Consider the following 19,095-nt stretch of genomic DNA (forward strand, 5'->3'; position numbering starts at 1 on the left):
CTTGCCCGTCTTTGGCGGGGCCATAGGTGTACTTTACAAATTCGACTTTGGGTAAAGCCTGGCTTTAACTATACTGTGTATTTGTACAGTATCAATTCAACCTATGTCCGCCGTTCCTCAATCTCGGGAAGAGCTTGTCTCGTGTCCTGGAGATGCTTCATCTCACCATTTCGACCTGGCGCATCTGCCAGGTCGGGTGTCCAAGGCTGTCTGGCGCGGCACCGAGATTGGCCGGGCGGAACAAGCCGTCGTTTCAAGCGGTTTCCCGGCGCTTGATGCGCAACTGCCGGGCGGCGGCTGGCCCTGTCAGTCCTTGACGGAGCTGCTGCAAGCTCAGCCCGCGCTGTGCGAATGGCGTCTGCTGGCTCCTAGCCTGGCCCAATTGGTGGGCGATGGTGGGCAAATCCTGCTGGTCGGTCCGCCCAAGCGGCCGCATGCCTCCGGTCTTGCCCAATTGGGCCTCCATGAAAAGAACCTGGTTTGGCTGGCGGCTGACACCCCGAGCGAGCGCCTTTGGACCACGGAGCAGTTGGTCAAGGCCAATCCTCGTGGTGCGGTCCTGGCCTGGCTACCGCAGGCCCGTGCCGAGCAGCTGCGTCGGCTGCAGGTGCATGCCCAAGCCTGCGATTGCCCGGTGTTTCTGTTCCGCCCAGAACAGGCGCAGCGCGATGCCTCGCCGGCGCCACTGCGGGTGTTGGCCTCGCTCGGCCTTGACTGGCAGCTCCATGTCCAGATTCTCAAGCGCAAAGGCGGTCAGCATGAGGGAACGCTGGTGCTGCCGTCCATTCCCGGCACGCTGGCCCAGGTGCTGACGCCGCGGCTGCTGCGGCCCAGTCAACTCATGTCCAGGACGGAGGCTTCCGATGTCAATGCATTGGGCCGCGCTGTTGAGCAACCCTCCCGCCGACAGTTCGCTCGCCACTGACCCCGCCGGTATTGCGGTCTGGGCCCTGCAGTTCACGCCGCGCGTGGCGTACCGGGACGAGGCCGTGGTGCTGGAACTGGCGCAAAGTGTGCGGCTGTTTGGCGGCGAGGAACCTCTGCACGAACTCGTGGAATCGAGCGCCGCGGAGATGGGAGTGACCTTCATCGCCTGGGCGCCGACCAGCCTGGCCGCCCTGGCTTTGGCCCGAGCCGGCATCCGCGATGGTTTCGCGCGCCCCCTGGCCAGGCTGCTGGACCCCTTGCCGTTTGAGCATCTGAGCGCCGTCAATGCCCATGCGGCGACCCTGTCACGGCTGGGCTGCCGGACCCTCGCCGATGTGCGCAGGCTGCCCCGGGGCGGCATCAGCCGGCGCTTCGACAAGGAGTTGCTGATGGCGCTGGACCAGGCTTACGGCCTCAGCCCGGAGGTTCACAACTGGGTGACGCTGCCGGAAACCTTTGCGGCACGGCTGGAACTGCCCGGCCGTGTCGAGACCAGCCCTGGCCTGCTGTTCGGCGCCAGGCGCCTGCTGCTGCAGATGGGCGGCTGGCTGGCGGCCCGCCATGCCGGTGTGACGGCGTTCAGGCTGCGCTGGTGCCACGATGCCATGCGCGCCCGCGACGCGGGTGACGGCGGGGAAATCACGATTCGCACCGCCGAGCCCACCCAGAACGTCGACCACCTGTGCCGTTTGCTGGCCGAGCACCTGGCCAAAGTGCAGCTGCTGGCTCCCGTCTCGGACATCGAAATCTCAGCGACCGAGGTCACCGCCATCGTGGAACACAGCCACTCACTGGTGCCCGACAAGGTCAGGCAAGGCGAATCGCTGGTTCTGGTACTCGAGCGCATTGAGGCGCGTCTTGGCAAGACGCGGGTCTTGCGGCCGGTGCTGATGGAAGACCACCGTCTCGAATGGATGCAGCGCTGGCAAGCCCAGGACGCAGCGCGGCCGAACGCCACGCGGCGGCAAACGACGGTGCCGCAGCCGGCCTGGATTCTGCGCACACCGCTGAAGCTGGCCATCGTCAAAAACCGGCCAATTTACCAGGGCCCGCTGCAGCTGCTGCTCGGTCCCGACCGGGTCGAAGGTGGCTGGTGGCATAGAGCCCAGGGGGAGGAGGGCTGCCGAAACCTGAATGTCCAGCGCGATTACTGGGTGGCCTTGAGTGCGCATGCCGGTGCGCTCTGGATTTTTCAGCAGCGGCTAGGGACCGACGAGACCGCGTGGTTTCTGCACGGGCACTTCGCGTGAGACGCTGCCATGGCCGCTTTACCCAAGCTACCCAAGCTACCCGACTACGCCGAGCTTCGGTGTCTCTCCAACTTCTCCTTTCTCAAGGGCGCCAGCCGACCTGAGGAACTGGTGCTGCGTGCCAAGGAGTTGGGCTATGCCGCGCTGGCTCTGACGGACGAGTGCAGCATGGCCGGTGTCGTGCGCGCCCACGTGCAAGCCAAGGAGGCCCGGCTCAAGCTGCTGCTGGGCTCGCAGTTCCATGTCGAATGCGACACGCCGTTCACCTTGACCGTGCTCGCCTGCAATCTGAACGGTTACGGCAACCTCTGCGAGTTCATCACGCGCCTGCGGCGTTCCTCCGACAAGGGCGCCTACCGGCTGGCGCTTGAGGGCGTGTCCGGTGCCGACCTGCTGGACTGTGTTGTCCTGGTGTCGCCGGACCGCGGCTCCAGTCCAGAGCAACTGATAGCGCTGGGGCGCTGGACGCTGCAGCAGTTCACTGGGCGTTGCTGGTTCGGCGTCGAACTGCTGCGCGCCATCGACGACGACCTGTGGCTGCACCGGATGGACGAGCTCAGCCACGCCACGGCGATACCCCTGGTAGCGACCGGGGACGTGTACATGCACATCCGCTCGCGCAAGCCGCTGCAGGACGTGCTGACCGCCACCCGCATCAACCAAGCGCTGACACGGTGTGGCTTTGCGTTGCAGCCCAATGCGGAGCGGCACTTGCGCAGCCGGCTTCGCCTGGCGCAGACCTACCCGCCTGAGCTGCTGGCGGAGACCCTCAGGGTGGCTGACCGCTGCGACTTTTCACTCGATGAACTCAAGTACCAGTACCCGCAGGAGGTGGTTCCCGAGGGGGAAACACCCGCCTCCTATCTGCGTCGTATGACTTACGAGGGGGCCGGCCGCCGCTGGCCGCAGGGCATAAGCGCTAAGGCACAGCGTCAGATTGAGCACGAACTGGAGCTGATTTGTGAGTTGCGGTACGAGCAGTATTTTCTGACCGTCTATGACATCGTCGCCTTTGCCCGCTCGCGTCACATCCTGTGCCAGGGCCGTGGCTCGGCCGCCAACAGTGTGGTTTGCTACTGCCTGGGCGTGACCGAGGTGGACCCGGAGCGCATGAGCGTGCTGTTCGAACGCTTCATCAGCCGGGAGCGCAACGAGCCGCCCGACATCGACATTGACTTCGAGCATGAACGGCGCGAAGAGGTCATTCAGTATCTGTACCAGAAGTACGGCAGGGACCGGGCGGCCCTGACGGCCACGGTCATCACCTACCGGCCCAAGTCGGCGATTCGGGATGTCGGCAAGGCGCTGGGCTTTGACTTGGACACCCTGGACAGGCTCGCCAAGTCGCACCAGTGGTGGGATGGCGGTACGGTGAACGCAGAGCGCCTGGCGGAACTGGGCCTGTCCAAGGACGACCTGGCGGTCCAGCAGCTGGTGGAATTGACAACACAATTGATGGGCTTTCCGCGGCATCTGTCGCAGCACACAGGGGGATTCGTCCTGACGCGGGGGCCGCTGTCGCGCATGGTTCCTATCGAGAACGCCTCGATGCCGGACCGCACGGTGATTGAGTGGGACAAGGACGACCTCGATGCCATGGGTCTGCTCAAGGTCGATGTGCTGGCCCTGGGCATGCTCACGGCGATTCGCAAGTCGCTCGAATTCATCAGCGAGCGGCGTGGCCATGAATTTGAGATGCAGGACATCCCGCCGGAGGACCCCGCCACCTACGACATGATTTGCCAGGCCGACACGGTCGGGGTGTTCCAGATTGAGTCCCGGGCCCAGCAGGGCATGCTGCCGCGCCTGCAGCCACGTTGCTTTTACGACCTCGTGGTCGAGGTGGCCATCGTCCGACCGGGGCCGATTCAGGGCGGCATGGTGCATCCCTACCTGAACCGACGCCAGGGTAAGGAGCCCGTCACCTATCCCAGTGAGGCGCTGAAGGCGGCGCTGGGACGGACCCTGGGGGTGCCGGTTTTTCAGGAACAGGTGATGCAGATTTCTATCCTGGCCGCAGGCTTTACGCCTGGCGAAGCGGATGGACTGCGGCGGGCCATGGCAGCCTGGAAGCGCAAAGGTGGGCTGGAGAAATACTATGACCGCATCGTTAATGGCATGACAGCGCGTGGTTACGAGAAGGCATTTGCCGAAGCCATTTTTGAACAAATCAAGGGATTTTCTGAATACGGCTTTCCGGAGTCGCATGCCGCCTCATTCGCCTTGCTGGTCTATGCCAGTTGCTGGATTAAATGTGCCGAGCCGGCCGCCTTCCTGGCCGCCATGCTCAATTCCCAACCCCTGGGCTTTTACTCACCCAGCCAGCTGGTGCAGGACGCCAAACGCCATGGCGTGGAGGTGCGGGCGGTGGATGTGATGGCCAGCGAGGTCGACGCCACACTGGAGGACATGCCGCATGAGCCGGCGGTGCGACTGGGCCTGCGCCTGGTTTCCGGGCTCAGGCGGGAATCGGCAGTGCGCATCGTGGTGGCACGGGCGGAGGGGCCCTTTGAGAATGCGGAGGACCTGTCGCGCAGGGCCAATCTGGAGCAGCATGAGATGAAGCTGCTGGCCGCGGCCGATGCCTTGGCGAGCCTCTCGGGACATCGCCGGCAGCAGGTCTGGGATGCCGCCGCGCTGCACGCACCGCCGGAGCTGCTCCGGGAGGCGCCGGTGGACGAGGAGATTCTGGAGCTGCCAGAGGCCCCCGAAGGCGAGGCGATTACCTGGGACTATGTGTCAACCGGGCTCAGCTTGCGGCGCCATCCCCTGGCGCTGCTTCGCCCACGGCTGGCCGCGAAGACATATCTGGCATCCGGTGAACTGCGCGACCATCCGAACGGGACGATGGTCCGGGCCTGCGGCATTGTCACGCTGCGGCAGCAGCCGGAAACCGCCGGCGGGACGATTTTTGTGTCGCTGGAAGATGAGGACGGCGCCATCCAGGTGATTGTCTGGAAGCGCGTGCGGGAGAAGCAGCGCTCCGTGTTGCTGGAGGCCAAACTGCTGGGGGTTTATGGCGAGTGGCAGCGTGATGGGGATGTGCGCAATCTGATTGCCCATAGGCTGGTAGACCTCAGTAGTTGGCTGGGCAGACTGGCAACAACCAGCCGGGACTTCAGATGACCGATGGACCAAGAGCTACGCTAAACAGGGGCAAGGGCAGGGGGCCTTACACTCGTCGCCTCAATGACTAAGAAGAAGCCTCGTAAGAGCCGTAGCTCAAGCAGGAGCCGGCCTACCGACAGCCTGCGCCGATTTGGCGTCGCGCTCATCATCGCAGGCGCAGTTGCACTTCAGACCACGAGTTGTGGGCTCCAGCCAACCACCTCAGAGCCCAGCGTAGAGCGCCTCGGCGCTGCTGCTGCCTCCGGTTTTGCCGCCTGCCCGCAATTTTTTGCGGGTGGGGTCCCTCCCTTTGCGCCAAGGGTTCCTAAGCAGCGTGAGCTTTGTTATGAAGCGTTCGCCATACTGCACAGCGGCAGTACGCGCACGCCGGTTTTCGTGGCAGAACGTCTGAACCGCCAGCTCTTGCTGCAAGCACGTGACCAAAAGCGTTCGGACAGGTTCTTCGCGGATGCGCGCCTACCTCGTGCCGAGCGGGCCGAGCTCAGTGATTACAAGGGGTCCGGCTACGCTAGAGGCCATATGGCGCCAGCCGGAGACATGTTCAGCCCCACCGCCATGGACCAGTCGTTCAGCCTGGCCAATATGGTCCCGCAGAACTCGCAACAGAACTCGGGTTCTTGGGCAAAGATAGAGAAGGACACCCGGTCCTACATCATGCGCGCCAAGGGCGACGTGTATGTCATCACCGGCCCTGTTTTCGAGCCAGGTGGCCCAACAATCGGCGCCAACCAGGTGCGCGTACCAACGCACATGTTCAAGTTGGTGTACGACGCGACGACCCAGAGGGCCTGGGCACACTGGCAACCGAATTCTGCCGACGCTCGCCCGGGGAAGCCCATCAGCTATGGCGAGTTGGAGCGACGCACGGGAATGGAGTGGCTGCCGGGCGTTGGAATTGCAGATGCTGGTAATCACTGACCATGATTTCGGCAGATGCTGACCACTTCGCTGGTATTGAGCATTGAATGTCAGCTTCGGTGAAGAGACAACTTTCCCTTTGGACCCACTCCGGCGGCGGTTACCATGCCGACTATCGGCCAGGACCGGACGTTCGTTGGTGACGCTCAATTCGCCCGATATCAGACGTAATAAGGACAAAAAATGACGGTTCGCATCGACTATAACCAAGTGGCCCCTCTCGGCGCCAAGGCACTCGGCGGTGTGTACGGCTATGTGATGAACAGCGGCTTACCCGCTGAGCTGGTGGAGTTGGTGTACCTGCGCGTTTCGCAAATCAACAATTGCGCGTATTGCCTGGACATGCACACGCGTGACCTCCTCAGTAAGGGCGTGAAGGTGGAAAAGTTGGCGTTGCTTCAGGCGTGGTCCGAAGTCGGGAAGCTCTTTGACGCGCGTGAACGTGCTGCGCTGGCGTGGGCCGAGTTGGTGACACGTGTCGCATCCACTGGTGTGCCCGACCAAGCCTACGAAGCGGCACGCACGGTGTTCAGTGAAAAGGAGCTCGTGGACCTGACGATTGCAATCAGCTTGATGAATGCGTACAACCGCATGGCCATCAGTTTCCGCAATACGCCTAAGGCGGCGGCAGAGTAGCGGTCAAGAGCCACACAAGTTCGATTCTTTTTATGTCTCGGTGTGGCCTACTCACGGTAACCTTGACTTAGGCACCTGCCGGAATTTGCTCATGAATCAAGTCGAACATACACCGTAGCTATCGGTCATGAAGGGCTGCTATGGGCGGCGGATTCAACCGGTCGTTCGACTATCAAAGACGAACGTCCCTTCATCGGCCTTAGGAGAGAAGCGCACCGATGATCGCTCGAAGATGCAGATTGACCATTCGACGGGCCCATCAACGAGTGGCTGTTCTCGCCACCTATGAAATCATGCGTGCTACTACTATGAAGAGTCGCACGGTATGGAACTTCTTCCATCAGGATAGTTGATCTGATGGACTGTCTGAGTTGGGGCTCCATAGCCGGCTCTCGCGCTTCCTATCTGTCAGTGCGCAGGCGATTCAGTTCCTCCGTTGCAGCAGCTAAGACTGCGAAGTGATCGTTCTTCGCGGTTTCCCGACAGCTTTGCCGCCATTCCTGAAAGCTGGTTTTCAGCAAGACGATGTCCTTCTCGAGCGCATCGAGAAAACAGGGTATTTCACGATTTGGCCAGAGTCCTTGTCTGCCTAGCAGTTGAGCTTCCAGAATAGCAAGAGGTGAATTTGGCACAGACAGAACAACCGCGGTATCGATGTCTTTGGAAAGAGCCTGGTTTGGTGTGGCTATCAGCCTAGTTCCAATAAAGGTTGAAGCAAGTTGCTGCGGCGTTAGAGATTCAAACCGTTTTCGAGAGCGCAACCGATATGGCCACTCTCCCGGGGTGCCATCTGGTACTTTAATCGACTCTCCGTCTTCTATCACGAAGCTAATGTCGCCAATTGCTCCATTTGTGAACGTCTCACCCGAGATGTGAAGGTCAAAGAGCGGCCTGCGACTCTCGAGTCCAATTGGTTCTACTGCCAATCCCGGCAGATACTCCAAGTAGCCGACAATCCATCCCGATGCACACCAGCCAAGCGTGAGGAATACCTGTTCTATCGCGTGTACCTGGCCTCCTACTTCCACATCAATGTTGTCAACAGTGAGGCGGGCCGAAGCGCTTGAACGAATGACTGCGCATAAATAGACGGTCGGCCAGTAGGAGGTGGAAAGACCGACTGAGTCCTGCTCCCAGGTGTTGGGCTTAAAGATGTCCTCGTCGTAGACTGCAGAAGCCGCATAAGCATCCCGGAAGTACTGCTTCAACTGATGACGTTCAGCGATAACCGCCAGCTTGGCCTTTAACAGGCGCCATACGGCTTGAGTCGGTGAGAAAAGTTCTTCATCAATAGCGTCTTGAGCGCTGAACGCGTTTGACCCTTCCGTGAGCCTCATAATCGCATCATGAGGCGCCATCCCCATCAATTCTGCAGCCGCCAGAGCTAATCGCAGGTAGGGTTGCGGGTGGGCACACAGGCGTGGGTTTTTCGTTCGCCTGCTTTTGGCTTCTGGCAAAAGGCAGTACTCGCCTAGGGCGTTAACTGGTGCATCGGGATTGTGTCGAATCCCTGACTTCACAACAATGTCATTTTTCTTGACAGCTTGCTTTTTGGCTTGAACCAGCAGTTCACCTAAATTCTGGGCGAGCGTTTTCTTCTCATGCAGCGGCATCACGCCGCTGTACTCGTTGATCTTCTTTTCTACAACTGCCGCGAGATACAAACTGTTCCGTATCAAAGATTCGGCGGAAGTCGTCATGTTTCTTTCTCGATCAAATATTCAGCCGCGATAGGGTTGCTGTGCACGGATATAACGTGCACGGCTAGCGCGCGCCCGTGAGACCTTCCCGCTCACCGGCGTCTGGACACGAAGCCACACTTCAGCACGCTCGTCCCACTCGAAACCGATGATTACCCATACACAACCGAAATCTGTGCCCTTCAAGTGAACCTTCATCCCAACGGCCATCGCGTGCAGTGGAATTGGAACACCTTCGTTCAGTCGCCAACGTCGCATCTTTACCTCCTTAAGAAAACTTGCGCTACAGGAGGAAGTATGAGGAGAGAACAGTAAGGAGTCTCTATGCAAGCATGAGATTTCATAACAAATTATGCGTAGATTTTTTTGTAGTGATTACGTAGATTGAAAGCCTCACTCCTTGGGCATAACAAAGCCACAGTTCACCTGGCAAGGGTTGTGATGCAGAGTGCAATTGCTCACTTTCATAGTTTGCCGACAGACGCGCCTGCGCGAACGACTGTTGCACCTTGAAAGCCGCCGTTAGTTGTCAAGAGATTGAAAGGCGGCTGAGGGTAGAGAGCGGCGTCGAGCGGCTGCTTTCGGCATCCATACTGAAGGGCGGTGATGGCCGGTTGCCGGAGCTGCGGTCATCGAAATCGTCGCTACATTGTTGATGGTCAAGTTGCTGGTTCCAATGTTGGGGATGGAGCAGCAGGCCATGGGGCCGGGCACAACAAATTACGCCACCGCCCGTTCCCGAATCTCATTCAGCACCTGAATCATCTCCGTCACCCTGACCGGCAGGAACAACGCCTCCGGCCCCTGCTGGCTGATGTCGGTGAACGGCGACTCGTAAAGCCGCGCGGTGTCCATCACGCCGTTTTCGGTCAGGTACTGCACGATGAGGTCAATGAACTCCAACTGGCTGGCCGTGGCGGTCGTGCCAATGACGAACTGGCTGAACGCTTGGCTTGCCGCTTCCCGGTCCAGCCCCACCAGCGACCGAATGAAGATGCCCAGGCCCTGGCTTTGCTCTGTGGCCTGCTGGATGACCTCCTGCGAGCCCCCAGCCTCCACCAGCATGCGCCCCAGCGCTTCCAGGTCTGAGAGCGTCAGGGGCTGGTTGCGGCGCAGCCGCTGCAAGGACAGGTGGCTTTCATGGGCCTTGAGGAACTGCCGCGCCTTGTCCTTGAACTTGGCCAGGTTCATACCCGTGCCGACTCCCGGCAGTTCAATCGTCGCTCCCTCGCCAAGCTCATCCTCAAAATCGGTGTAAACAACGACCCTCTTGCCCTTTTCAATCAGCTTGACCAGCGCCCGCAGCTTCTTGCGCGCCGCCTCCAGCATGGCCACGGTTACGCCTTCCCACCATTCGTCACCGGCGATGGACTGAATCAGCACCATGTGCGCCTTGATGGCCGGTATGGCGTCCTGCTCTTCCAGGGCGCTGGCAATGGCCTGCAGGCGCTCGCGCAGAGCCACAAAGTCGCGCCTGGCTTTCAGGATGCTGAGCTGGGTGCGCAGCACCAGCATGTCGAAGCGCTTGGCATCCTCATCGTTGTCCACCAGCGCCGTGGGCAGGCCCGCGACTTTTTGCGCCAACTCGGTGAAACTGTCACCGTCCAGCTGGTTCCACGATTCGAGCTTGGCAAATTTCTCGACCGGCTTGCGCTGGGGCCGAACGACAAAGTTATCCAGGTTCATGGCCGCCACCTGCTGGTGCAGCAAGCCCGCCAACTCATCGCGCAACTCCACATCGTTGGCTTGGCTGCCATCGGTGGTAATCAGTCGGTCCAGCTCCGCCATCATCCCCAGCCGCGCCTTGAACAGCCGAGTGCTGAGCGATTCGGTGTTGGAACCCTCCGAATGGTCCGGGTTCTGGCTGAAAAATTCCAGGTTCTGGCAGTAGTCAAACACGTTGAAAAACTGCTTGTGCTGTCCCGGCCCATACAGGTCCAGGCACAGCCGCGTGCCGCGCCCCACCATCTGCCAGAACTTGGTTTTGGAGCGGATGGCCTTGAAGAGCACCAGATTGACCACTTCGGGCACGTCGATGCCGGTATCCAGCATGTCCACCGAAATGGCGATGTGCGGCATGCCTTCCTTGCTGGAGAACTCATCAATCAGGCTTTGCGCGTACTCGGTCTTGTACGTCACTACGCGGGCGAAATGGCCCTTGTAGTGCGGGTAGTTGAGGTTGAAGCGCTCGGCAATGAATTCGGCGTGGGCGTTGTTCTTGGCGAAAACAATGGTCTTGCCCAGGCGGTCGCCAGCGGCCACTTTCTCGCCTTGGGTCATCAGGTGTTCCAGCACCTTGTCCACTGTGTCGGTGTTGAACAACCACTGGTTCAGCGCGGCCGAATCCACCGCATCGGGCACCGTGCCATCTTCGGCCCACTCCAGCGCATCCCACTGCTCCTGCTCGTCATCGGACAGGTCGTCGTACTTGATGCCTTCGCGCTGGAACTTGAGCGGCACCGAAATCGGCCGGGGCGGCACCAGATAACCTTTGGCCACCGCTTCATCGAGCCCATATACATCGGTCGGCACACCACTCTCCAGGTCAAACAAGCTGTAGGTGTTGTGGTCAATCTCGTCCTTGGGGGTGGCGGTCAGGCCGACCAGCATGGAATCAAAGTAATCAAAGATGGCGCGGTACTTCTGGTACACCGAGCGATGCGCCTCGTCGATGATGATGAGGTCGAAATGCCCGACGCCAAAGCGGCGCTGGCCATCGGCCGCGTCGTCAATCAGCCCCATCATCGTCGGGTAGGTCGAGACAAACACCCGGCCCTCGGTGCTTTTCTCGCTCACCAGATTGACGGGTGCTGAATCGGGCAGGTGTGTCTTGAAGGCGTTCACCGCCTGCCTGACCAGTGCCACCCGATCGGCCAGGAACAGGATACGCTTGGCCCAGTTGCAGCGCATCAGCACGTCGGCCAGCGCGATGACCGTGCGCGTCTTGCCGCTGCCCGTGGCCATCACCAGTAGCGCCTTGCGCTGGTTGTCCACCTCAAAGGTTTCGCCAATGCGGCGCACGGCACGGTTCTGGTAATAGCGCTCGATGATGTCGGCATTGATGACGGCGTCGGCCAACTTCTTGCGGCTGCTGCGGCGCTGAATCAGGAGTTCGAGTTCGGGCTTCTTGAAGAACCCCTGCACCGCCCGCGGCGGGTAGCTGGCGTCGTCCCAAATCCAGTGCTCATAGCCGTTGGAATAGAAAATGATGGGCCGCTGGCCGTACTGGGCTTGCAGGCAGTCGGCGTACAGCCTGGCCTGCTGCTGGCCATCAGTGGCGTCCTTGCGGGTGCGCTTGGCCTCCACCAGCGCCAAGGGCTTGCCGTCGTCGCCCCACAGCACATAGTCCACAAAGCCAATGCCCTGGTTGTTGGGCATGCCGGCGACTTCAATTTCAAAGTTCTTGGCGTCCAGCGCCCAGCCGGCTTCCTTGAGCAGCAGGTCGATGAAGTAGTCGCGTGTTTCGGCTTCAGAGTAATCGTGCGTGTCGGGCTGGGCGGTGTTGGCCTTCTTGGCGGCGGCCACTTCCTCGCGCAGCTTTTTAAGTTCGTCGTCGAGCGCGGCCCTGTCGGACAGCAGCACAGAGAGCTTTTCGTCGCGGGCCTGGAGTTGGGCTTCCAGCTTCTGGAGTTGGTCAATCGACTGGGGCGGGACCGGCGATGCTGGGATGGCTGTCGGCAGCAGGGCGGGGACAAACCGCAGCCCCGGCTCGGGCCTGGCCTGTTGGCCGTAGGTGCGCGCCAGCCAGTAGCAGACGTGAAACAGCTCGCGGGTGGCCGTGACCGCATCCACCGGCAGTATTTTTCGGGTGCTGTGAACTGCCAGATTGCCCAGGTCCTTGATGAGCTTGGCCTTGGTGAAAATCGCATCGCCCGCCGTAGCCCGAAAGCTAGGTTCGTGAATCAGTGCGCTCAGGTGGTCCTGGTACGGCAGGCGCAGGGACTTGTCATGTTTGTAGAGCCAGTCCACCGCCAGTTCCAGCGTGCGCCGGGCATAAAAGCAGGAGGCCCGGGCATCCGTATTCGCCATTCCTTCGGCCTTGACGGCCGCTCCGTAAAGAACTGACCATTCAGACTGGAGGAAGGCGAAATTGCTCATTTACAGTTCGCCTTTGAATGCGCGATGTTGGATGGATGCGAAAAGTTCGTCGAGTTCGGAAAGCGCAGCACGGTGGTTGGCCTTGATGTCATCAATAGCTTGAATACGTGTGGCGAAAGTTTGCTGCAAGACCATGGAGGGGAGAAGAATCTCGAAAGCGCCCAAAAGTTGAAGATTAAGGTTTTCCTGATTCCCCCCGCGTCCCAATGCGCGCAACTCACCATATGCGATTTGAATTTGATGAAACATAAAAGTCGGAGAAAAATCTTGACTTGGATAAATCACTCCACAAGCTTGGTTGCATGTGGCTTCGACTTTCAAGAGGGCGCTGCGACCCCGAGTTTGACCTTGTCCATACATAGCGACAATGATTGAATTTATCGGGTGCAACTTGCCACGAATGGCCTTGAAGCCAGTATCTGTAAGTTTTTCCTCTGTGGTCCAAATATCTTCGCCTGCAATCTCAGTGGTTTTCACCCAAGGAATTTCCCCGCCGTAATAGCGTTCTTCGCTTCTACTTGGAGTACTGCCTGTGGAGATTTTTGCAATGCTTCCGATTGAAAATTTCGGAAAGACTTTGGGATTTGTCGCCCGGTCCCCGAACATCTCCATGAAAATCGACTGCGTGAGGCTGTCCATTTGCGCCAAGGCTTCCCGGCGCTTGGTTCTGAGCGCATCGGCTTGGTCAAGGATGGCGGCGATGCGGTGTTGTTCGGGGAGTGGTGGGAGTGGAACCTGAAAGTCCCAAAACGCGCTCATCACCATACGAGGCATTTTTGCACCAGCCACCACCTCCGTGGCGAATCTCAAAAATTCTTCTGAACGTAAGAAATAGGCCAGATATTCAGGGTGAACTTCGTCTGGATTGCATCTGAGCGGAACAAGTTCAGTAGTGGCGAAGCCAGCCTCATCCGCAACGACAACTTTGTTCAAATAGGGACGCAACTTTGAATACAAAACCGTTCTTGGCTCAAAAGCAAAAGTAGAAGGCCCTAGCTTTTTTGGGCTGATATAGACCTTCTCAAGAACGCGCCCGCCATGAGCTTCAATCTGGTCGAGGTTGAGATTCCAAACGTCTGTAGCGCTTGAGGGCTGTTTCGCCTTTGATGCAGCATTGACGAGAGTCTGGATGGAGCGGGTTGGCCACCCTTTCACGCCAACATCCCCTCAAGCTCTTTCATCCCCGCTTGAATCTCCGCTTCCAGCACCGCCAGCTTGGCCAGAATGTCCTTCGGCGGCAGATGCTCGCTCACCGCATGCACTACCTCCTTGTAGCGGTTGATGGACAGGTCATAGTCGTTGCCCACAATGTCGTCCTTGGGCACGCAAAAGCTCTGGTCGGTGCGGTCGCGTTCCAGCTCCGTGCCGTCGCGCTGGCTCCAGCGTGTCAGCACATCCGGCAGATTGTTCTTTGAATGCTCCGTTTCTGATAGCTGGCTGCGGCCGTCCTTCATGCCTTGGAAGCCTAATTTATCTTCAGGCAACAGCGGCTGCCGCTTGTCGTCCAGACTCCAACCGTCGGCCATCATGTCGTAGAACCAGACGTGGTCGGTGCCGCCCGAGTTGGTTTTGGTGAACAGCAATATCGCCGTGGACACGCCAGCATACGGCTTGAAGACGCCCGAGGGTAGCGAGATGACGGCATCGAGCTTTTGCTCTTCCACCAGCATGCGGCGCAGTTCTTTGTGCGCCTTGCTGGAGCTAAACAGCACGCCATCCGGCACGATGACCGCCGCCCGGCCGCCGGGCTTGAGCAGGCGCAGGAACAGCGCCAGAAACAGCAGCTCGGTCTTTTTGGTCTTGACGATGGCCAGCAGGTCCTTGGCCGTGCCCTCGTAGTCGAGCGAACCGGCAAAGGGCGGATTGGCCAGAATCAGCGAATACTTCTCCGTGTCCCCCGCATGGTCCTGCGCCAGCGAGTCCTGGTAGCGGATGCTGGGGTTGTCCACACCGTGCAGCGCCATATTCATGCTGCCGATGCGCAGCATGGTGTTGTCAAAGTCGTAGCCGTGGAACATACCGTGGTGGAAGTGTTCACGAGATATGGCATCACGCAGGATTTCTGGGTGTTTCTCGCGCAGGTACTCGCCCGCCGCCACCAGAAAACCGCAGGTGCCGCTGGCCGGGTCGCAAATCACGTCCCTGGCGGTGGGGGCGGTCAGTTCCACCATCAGCCGGATGAGGTGGCGCGGCGTGCGGAACTGGCCGTTTTGCCCGGCGCTGGCAATTTTGCCCAGCATGTACTCGTAGATGTCGCCCTTGGTGTCGCGGTCTTCCATGGGCACATGGTCCAGAAGGTCCACCACCTTGGCCAGTAGGGCCGGCGTCGGTATGGTGAAGCGGGCATCCTTCATGTGCTGCGAGTAGGTCGAGCCGTCGCCGCCCATGGTGCGCAGGAAGGGGAACACATGCTCGCCCACCACGGTGTACATCTCGGCGGGCGCGAAGTTTTTGAAGCGCGACCAGCGCAGGTCGTTGTAGTCGCGGCCCTTGGCATCCTGGCCTTCGGGGAAGGTGCGACGCTCCATTGGCTTCCTAAGGCGCAGCGACTTGTTTTCTTCCAGGGTGTGCAAGTCGTCCATGCGGCGCAAGAACAGCAGGTAAGTGATTTGTTCTATCACCTCCAGCGGGTTAGCGATGCCGCCGGTCCAGAATGAATTCCAGATGGTGTCGATTTGGTTGCGTAATTCGCCGGTGAGCATGTATTTCAGACCTGTACGTAATTGTTTCGCTGCCATTTTTGCACGGCGCGGACACGAACCCGTGCGAACGCCCCGGGCCGTTGACATTCGTGTAGTTTCCCAGGATGTCTTGGCTCATCTGTCAGTGCCTGTTTCTCTGGATGCAGGTCTGGCTTGGCAGGGACAAGCTCGGAAGTCCATCCAATAATCACGCATCGGTATCCCGAGACTGGTGTGTCCCAGCTGCGAAATAGCCTGATTACATAGGTAAAAAGACAGAGGTAGCGATGCCAATGAGGAGAGTTCCACCGAAAAATATTGGCACCCATGTATGAACACCACCAGTGCTACATAGACTCTTGCTGACCCAAAATGATTCTTTGTACAACCTCTTGGCTAAAGCAATTCGGGCTTTGATTTTTGCGTGGTACAGGGAGTTGGAAAAAATCGAGAACCCTATCCAAAACACAATTGCAAGTAAGATATTTAATTTAAAAAAATGCCCTTTTAAGGTTGCTGCCCCAGTGGCCAACAACCCCCACATCAAAAACCAACCATACATCTTTCGATGTAGCGCCCAAAAACCACCGCCCACGAATGCTGCCCAGTTCCAATCAATTTTTAAGCCTGGCCCCTGCTGGTCAAATTGCCTGAATTTATTAAGGTAGTAGTCGTTGTTCTTTCGCCCAATAGCCGCCTCGTAAAACTCAGTCGCAATGTGCTCAATGGGTGATTTTTGACGAACACTAAGCCCGTCTAACTGGTTTTTGGGTCTGGTAGTGACGTTCGTCTTCAAAAAGATAAACCCGCCAAATACACAAACCACTGTTAACGCGATGAAGAACACTGTTTTCCATGAACCTAGGCCTGATTTTCCCCATTCGTTTGCAGCGAGAAAACCCGATACCAACGCCATAGAGAGACCGATGCGAAACGTCCCGAACCGAGGATCCGCCTTGCCAGAATAGAACCAATACGAAAGATAGCCAAAGAATGCCGCCCACAACGCTGAACCAATCTCTTTGAAAATCTTATTCGGTAGGTCTGGCTCGGCGATGGTGAAAAGCATCGCTAACACCAACAGGCCCATAACGGACAGTGCAAGGCTAATGAGCCCCCCCATCCGACCTGATGGAAGGGTCTCTATCTCACTCGCTATCTTTTGCATTAAATCAGGCGAAGAAGTGTGGGGCGGCGCTGCTACGGAAGTGGGAGTTGGGCGCTCGGTTGGTATGGGTTCGTCAGCGGTTCTTTGCTGTTTCAGCGGAAACGGCTGCTGCAGTGCCTCAACGAGCCCCCGATTTTTTGGAGGCTGCACCCCTACGACATAGGCGTCGTTCCCAGCCCTTGCATTGGCCGCATTGGAGGAAACAACTCGTCTGGCGGGTTTGGAGCTGCGGTCCAACAAGCGACCCGTCAGGCTGCCCGCGACCATAAACCAAGTTCCCGCCACTAGAAGAGAAAGAAAGCAAAATACTATTGATGACTTATGGATATTCAAGTCTACAAGCGACAAGCTATTTGGTATTTCTTTTCCAATTCCCTGCATGACCAAGTGGGAAATAACCCAAAAAATCCACCATGTCAAAAGGGCTCCTGAGCCAGATGATTTTTTCCAATCATCAATTTCAACGCCATTGATTGCACCAACCTTGTAAATCTCATTGAGTACTTGGTAGGGCTTAAACAGGTTTATAAATGGGAGCCAACCCCAAGTTTTCCATCTCTCTTGAAGCAAGCCGGTCGCTTTTAGAGATCCTTTTGCGTATGTGTAGCAAGCATCCAACCAATGTATCAGTGCCCAACCGACACCAAACATTGTCAAAATAATCGTGTTGAAAAAGTTGTCCCAAAACGTGATGTAGCCAACAACGGACGGGCTTGCAGCTGGTCCACCGGCCGCAATATCATTTAATACACCAACCATCCAAAAATTACTTGCCAGAACTACCGCGGTGACTGCCATATCAATACCAAGCGCTATGAATAATGCGTTCTTGGCATTTTCAAGTTTCTCAGCATTCATTTTTTCCCCCGGGCTGTAAGAAGCGCGGTCATGGAAATATTCACGCTCACAACTCTCTCCCTCATCGAGTTGTGTGGTGTGTCCCCGCTTCTTGTTGACGTTCTATTGGAAAGCTCTGGAACCAGTTTATACAGTGACGGGCCATCCAATCAAAATTATTTCCCCCAGTCAGCATTTACTACAGCAAACGCATTCGGGTGCCGCAACACCAACGCGACATCACCGGTCAGAACGAAGATGCCAGCAAAGCGCAGCTGGCGCCATCATGGTGTGCATCCGCACCAGCCCGTTTTGAATGCAGGATGCGCAGTACAGCCGTAGCGTGACGGTTTCTCTGGTGCACCTCAGCAGCGACACGGCGGTGCTGGTGAGCGCCGCACTGGCCGGCATTCGGCTCAACTACCGGCCCGGCGTTCTCTACGCCAAGGCCGGCGTGATGCTGGTCGAACTGCAGTTCCAAGGGCTCCGGCAGGGCAAGCTCGATTTCTGGTCGGCAGGTGCGCTCATGGGCGGGTTGACCGAGCAAGGTGAGAAGGGCGATGGGACAGCGACAGCAGGCCCTGCGCTGCGCGACCGCATCCGGCTGATGGCCGTGCTCGATGACCTCAACAGCCGCGACGGCCGCGGCACGCTGCACTTTTCGGCCGCCGGCTTGGCCGTTAGCCTGCAGGCCTGGGCGATTTAGCAGGTGCGCTGCTCTCCGGGCTACACGAGGTGCCGGGAAGAGATGCCGACCGTGCGAATGTAGCGCTGCCCGGAATTTTGAAATCTGAGCCTTTTATTTTTAGAGGTTCAGCGCCTTTGCTGGCACCATGAATTTGACTGCGGACTGCGGACTGCGGACTGCGGACTGCGGACCTCGTTACGGCATCCCGTCAAGACGCTCGACGCACTGCGCCAGCAACTCACGCAACGCCTTCAACTCGGCCAGGGTGTCCGCCGACCGCCCGCCGTGCTTCACCGCGTTGCGGGCCACAAGCGCCTTACCCGCGTCGGACTTTGGCCCGGTGGACTTTGTCCACGGCTGCCACGACCGGATAGCCAGTGATTGCCGGGCTCGCTGCTCGGCTGTCCTCAAGTAGCTCATGGTTCGCCCCTGATAGTTTGTTTGTCGAATCGGGAAATTCTTCTTGCGCGAGTGTGGGTGAAGTAGACGCGGGCGCAACGCCATTGTTCACCTGCTGCTGACCCTGCGCGATGTTGGCCTGCTTCACAAAAGTAGTGTGACGCGGATTCTTCAACTCTCCAAGCGTTTGCAACGTCGCCCGGCTTCCATTCTGGGCCCGAAGCGCCAGCCCCAGCAGGCACTGGGTCTGGTCCAGGCCTTTGGCATGGATGGCCCTGACGGCCAGCTGGGAGAAAATGGCATCCAAGGCCATCGCCTGGCTCATGAGCATGTTTTCGGCCTGCACCAGACTGTCGGCGGCAAGAATCGCATGCTGGGCTTCAAGCTGCGCCATGATGGCAAGGAAATCGAGTTTGCCCTCGGGGCGGTACGCATCCACGACCAATGCCGCCGAAAACTCCGGGGACATGGCCGTTTTGGCCATGTAGTTGTTTTTCGCCTCAATCTGGGCCTCGGACGGCTGCAAAGCAGGGCGGTTCTCGCCTTCTGCGGGGATGTCGGTTTTGGGAAGGGTATTGTTCTTGGTCATATCGGTCAGTGCTCCATGGTGGGTGATTGATTCGTCAAAAGCGGCAACTCGGGCACGGCTGGGCGCCCGAGCTGC

At 58.6% G+C, this 19,095-nt stretch carries 12 protein-coding genes; 6 read left to right on the forward strand and 6 right to left on the reverse strand.

What is annotated here, in order from left to right:
• The first annotated feature begins 103 nt into the window (after positions 1–103).
• The 5 genes from imuA (at position 104) to BM160_RS13735 (ending at position 6,860) form a co-directional block, all read left to right on the forward strand.
• Positions 104–925: a translesion DNA synthesis-associated protein ImuA gene (imuA, locus tag BM160_RS13715; RefSeq protein ID WP_092006425.1), complete on the forward strand. Its 822-nt coding sequence runs from the start codon at positions 104–106 to the stop codon at positions 923–925.
• Entirely contained in the window at positions 870–2,177 is a 1,308-nt protein-coding gene (locus tag BM160_RS13720; protein WP_092006427.1) for a Y-family DNA polymerase, read from the forward strand. The genes imuA and BM160_RS13720 overlap by 56 nt, the downstream gene beginning before the upstream one ends.
• Before the next feature lie 9 nt (positions 2,178–2,186).
• Positions 2,187–5,303 (forward strand): error-prone DNA polymerase, encoded by a 3,117-nt coding sequence (locus BM160_RS13725; protein ID WP_092006430.1) that lies wholly within the window; start codon positions 2,187–2,189, stop codon positions 5,301–5,303.
• A gap of 63 nt (positions 5,304–5,366) precedes the next feature.
• Entirely contained in the window at positions 5,367–6,224 is an 858-nt protein-coding gene (locus BM160_RS13730; protein ID WP_092006433.1) for a DNA/RNA non-specific endonuclease, read from the forward strand.
• A gap of 183 nt (positions 6,225–6,407) precedes the next feature.
• Positions 6,408–6,860 (forward strand): carboxymuconolactone decarboxylase family protein, encoded by a 453-nt coding sequence (locus tag BM160_RS13735; protein ID WP_092006436.1) that lies wholly within the window; start codon positions 6,408–6,410, stop codon positions 6,858–6,860.
• A 401-nt stretch (positions 6,861–7,261) separates the two neighbouring features.
• Here the strand turns inward: BM160_RS13735 and BM160_RS13740 are convergent, their stop codons facing one another.
• The 5 genes from BM160_RS13740 to BM160_RS13760 all read right to left on the reverse strand — a co-directional run bounded on the left by BM160_RS13740 (position 7,262) and on the right by BM160_RS13760 (position 17,365).
• A complete protein-coding gene (locus BM160_RS13740) occupies positions 7,262–8,560 on the reverse strand; it encodes a hypothetical protein (protein ID WP_092006439.1) in 1,299 nt (432 codons plus the stop codon).
• 720 nt (positions 8,561–9,280) lie between these two features.
• Positions 9,281–12,658, reverse strand: a complete 3,378-nt coding sequence (locus tag BM160_RS13745; protein ID WP_092006441.1) for a DEAD/DEAH box helicase family protein — start codon at positions 12,656–12,658, stop codon at positions 9,281–9,283.
• Positions 12,659–13,813: a restriction endonuclease subunit S gene (locus tag BM160_RS13750; protein WP_092006443.1), complete on the reverse strand. Its 1,155-nt coding sequence runs from the start codon at positions 13,811–13,813 to the stop codon at positions 12,659–12,661.
• Entirely contained in the window at positions 13,810–15,360 is a 1,551-nt protein-coding gene (locus tag BM160_RS13755; RefSeq protein WP_092006446.1) for a type I restriction-modification system subunit M, read from the reverse strand. Before BM160_RS13755 ends, BM160_RS13750 begins: the two co-directional genes overlap by 4 nt.
• A gap of 238 nt (positions 15,361–15,598) precedes the next feature.
• Complete coding sequence (locus BM160_RS13760; protein WP_092006449.1) at positions 15,599–17,365, reverse strand: DUF4328 domain-containing protein; 1,767 nt, start codon at positions 17,363–17,365, stop codon at positions 15,599–15,601.
• A gap of 322 nt (positions 17,366–17,687) precedes the next feature.
• Between BM160_RS13760 and BM160_RS13765 the strand changes: the two genes are divergently transcribed.
• Positions 17,688–18,050, forward strand: a complete 363-nt coding sequence (locus BM160_RS13765) for a DUF4113 domain-containing protein (RefSeq protein WP_177219023.1) — start codon at positions 17,688–17,690, stop codon at positions 18,048–18,050.
• Positions 18,051–18,348: 298 nt separating this feature from the next.
• Here the strand turns inward: BM160_RS13765 and BM160_RS22300 are convergent, their stop codons facing one another.
• The gene (locus tag BM160_RS22300; RefSeq protein WP_143093260.1) at positions 18,349–19,020 is read right to left on the reverse strand and encodes a hypothetical protein; all 672 of its coding nucleotides are present in this window, start codon (positions 19,018–19,020) and stop codon (positions 18,349–18,351) included.
• Positions 19,021–19,095 lie beyond the last annotated feature (75 nt).

The sequence above is a fragment of the Polaromonas sp. OV174 genome (genome assembly GCF_900112285.1).
Classification (GTDB): Bacteria; Pseudomonadota; Gammaproteobacteria; order Burkholderiales; family Burkholderiaceae_C; genus Polaromonas.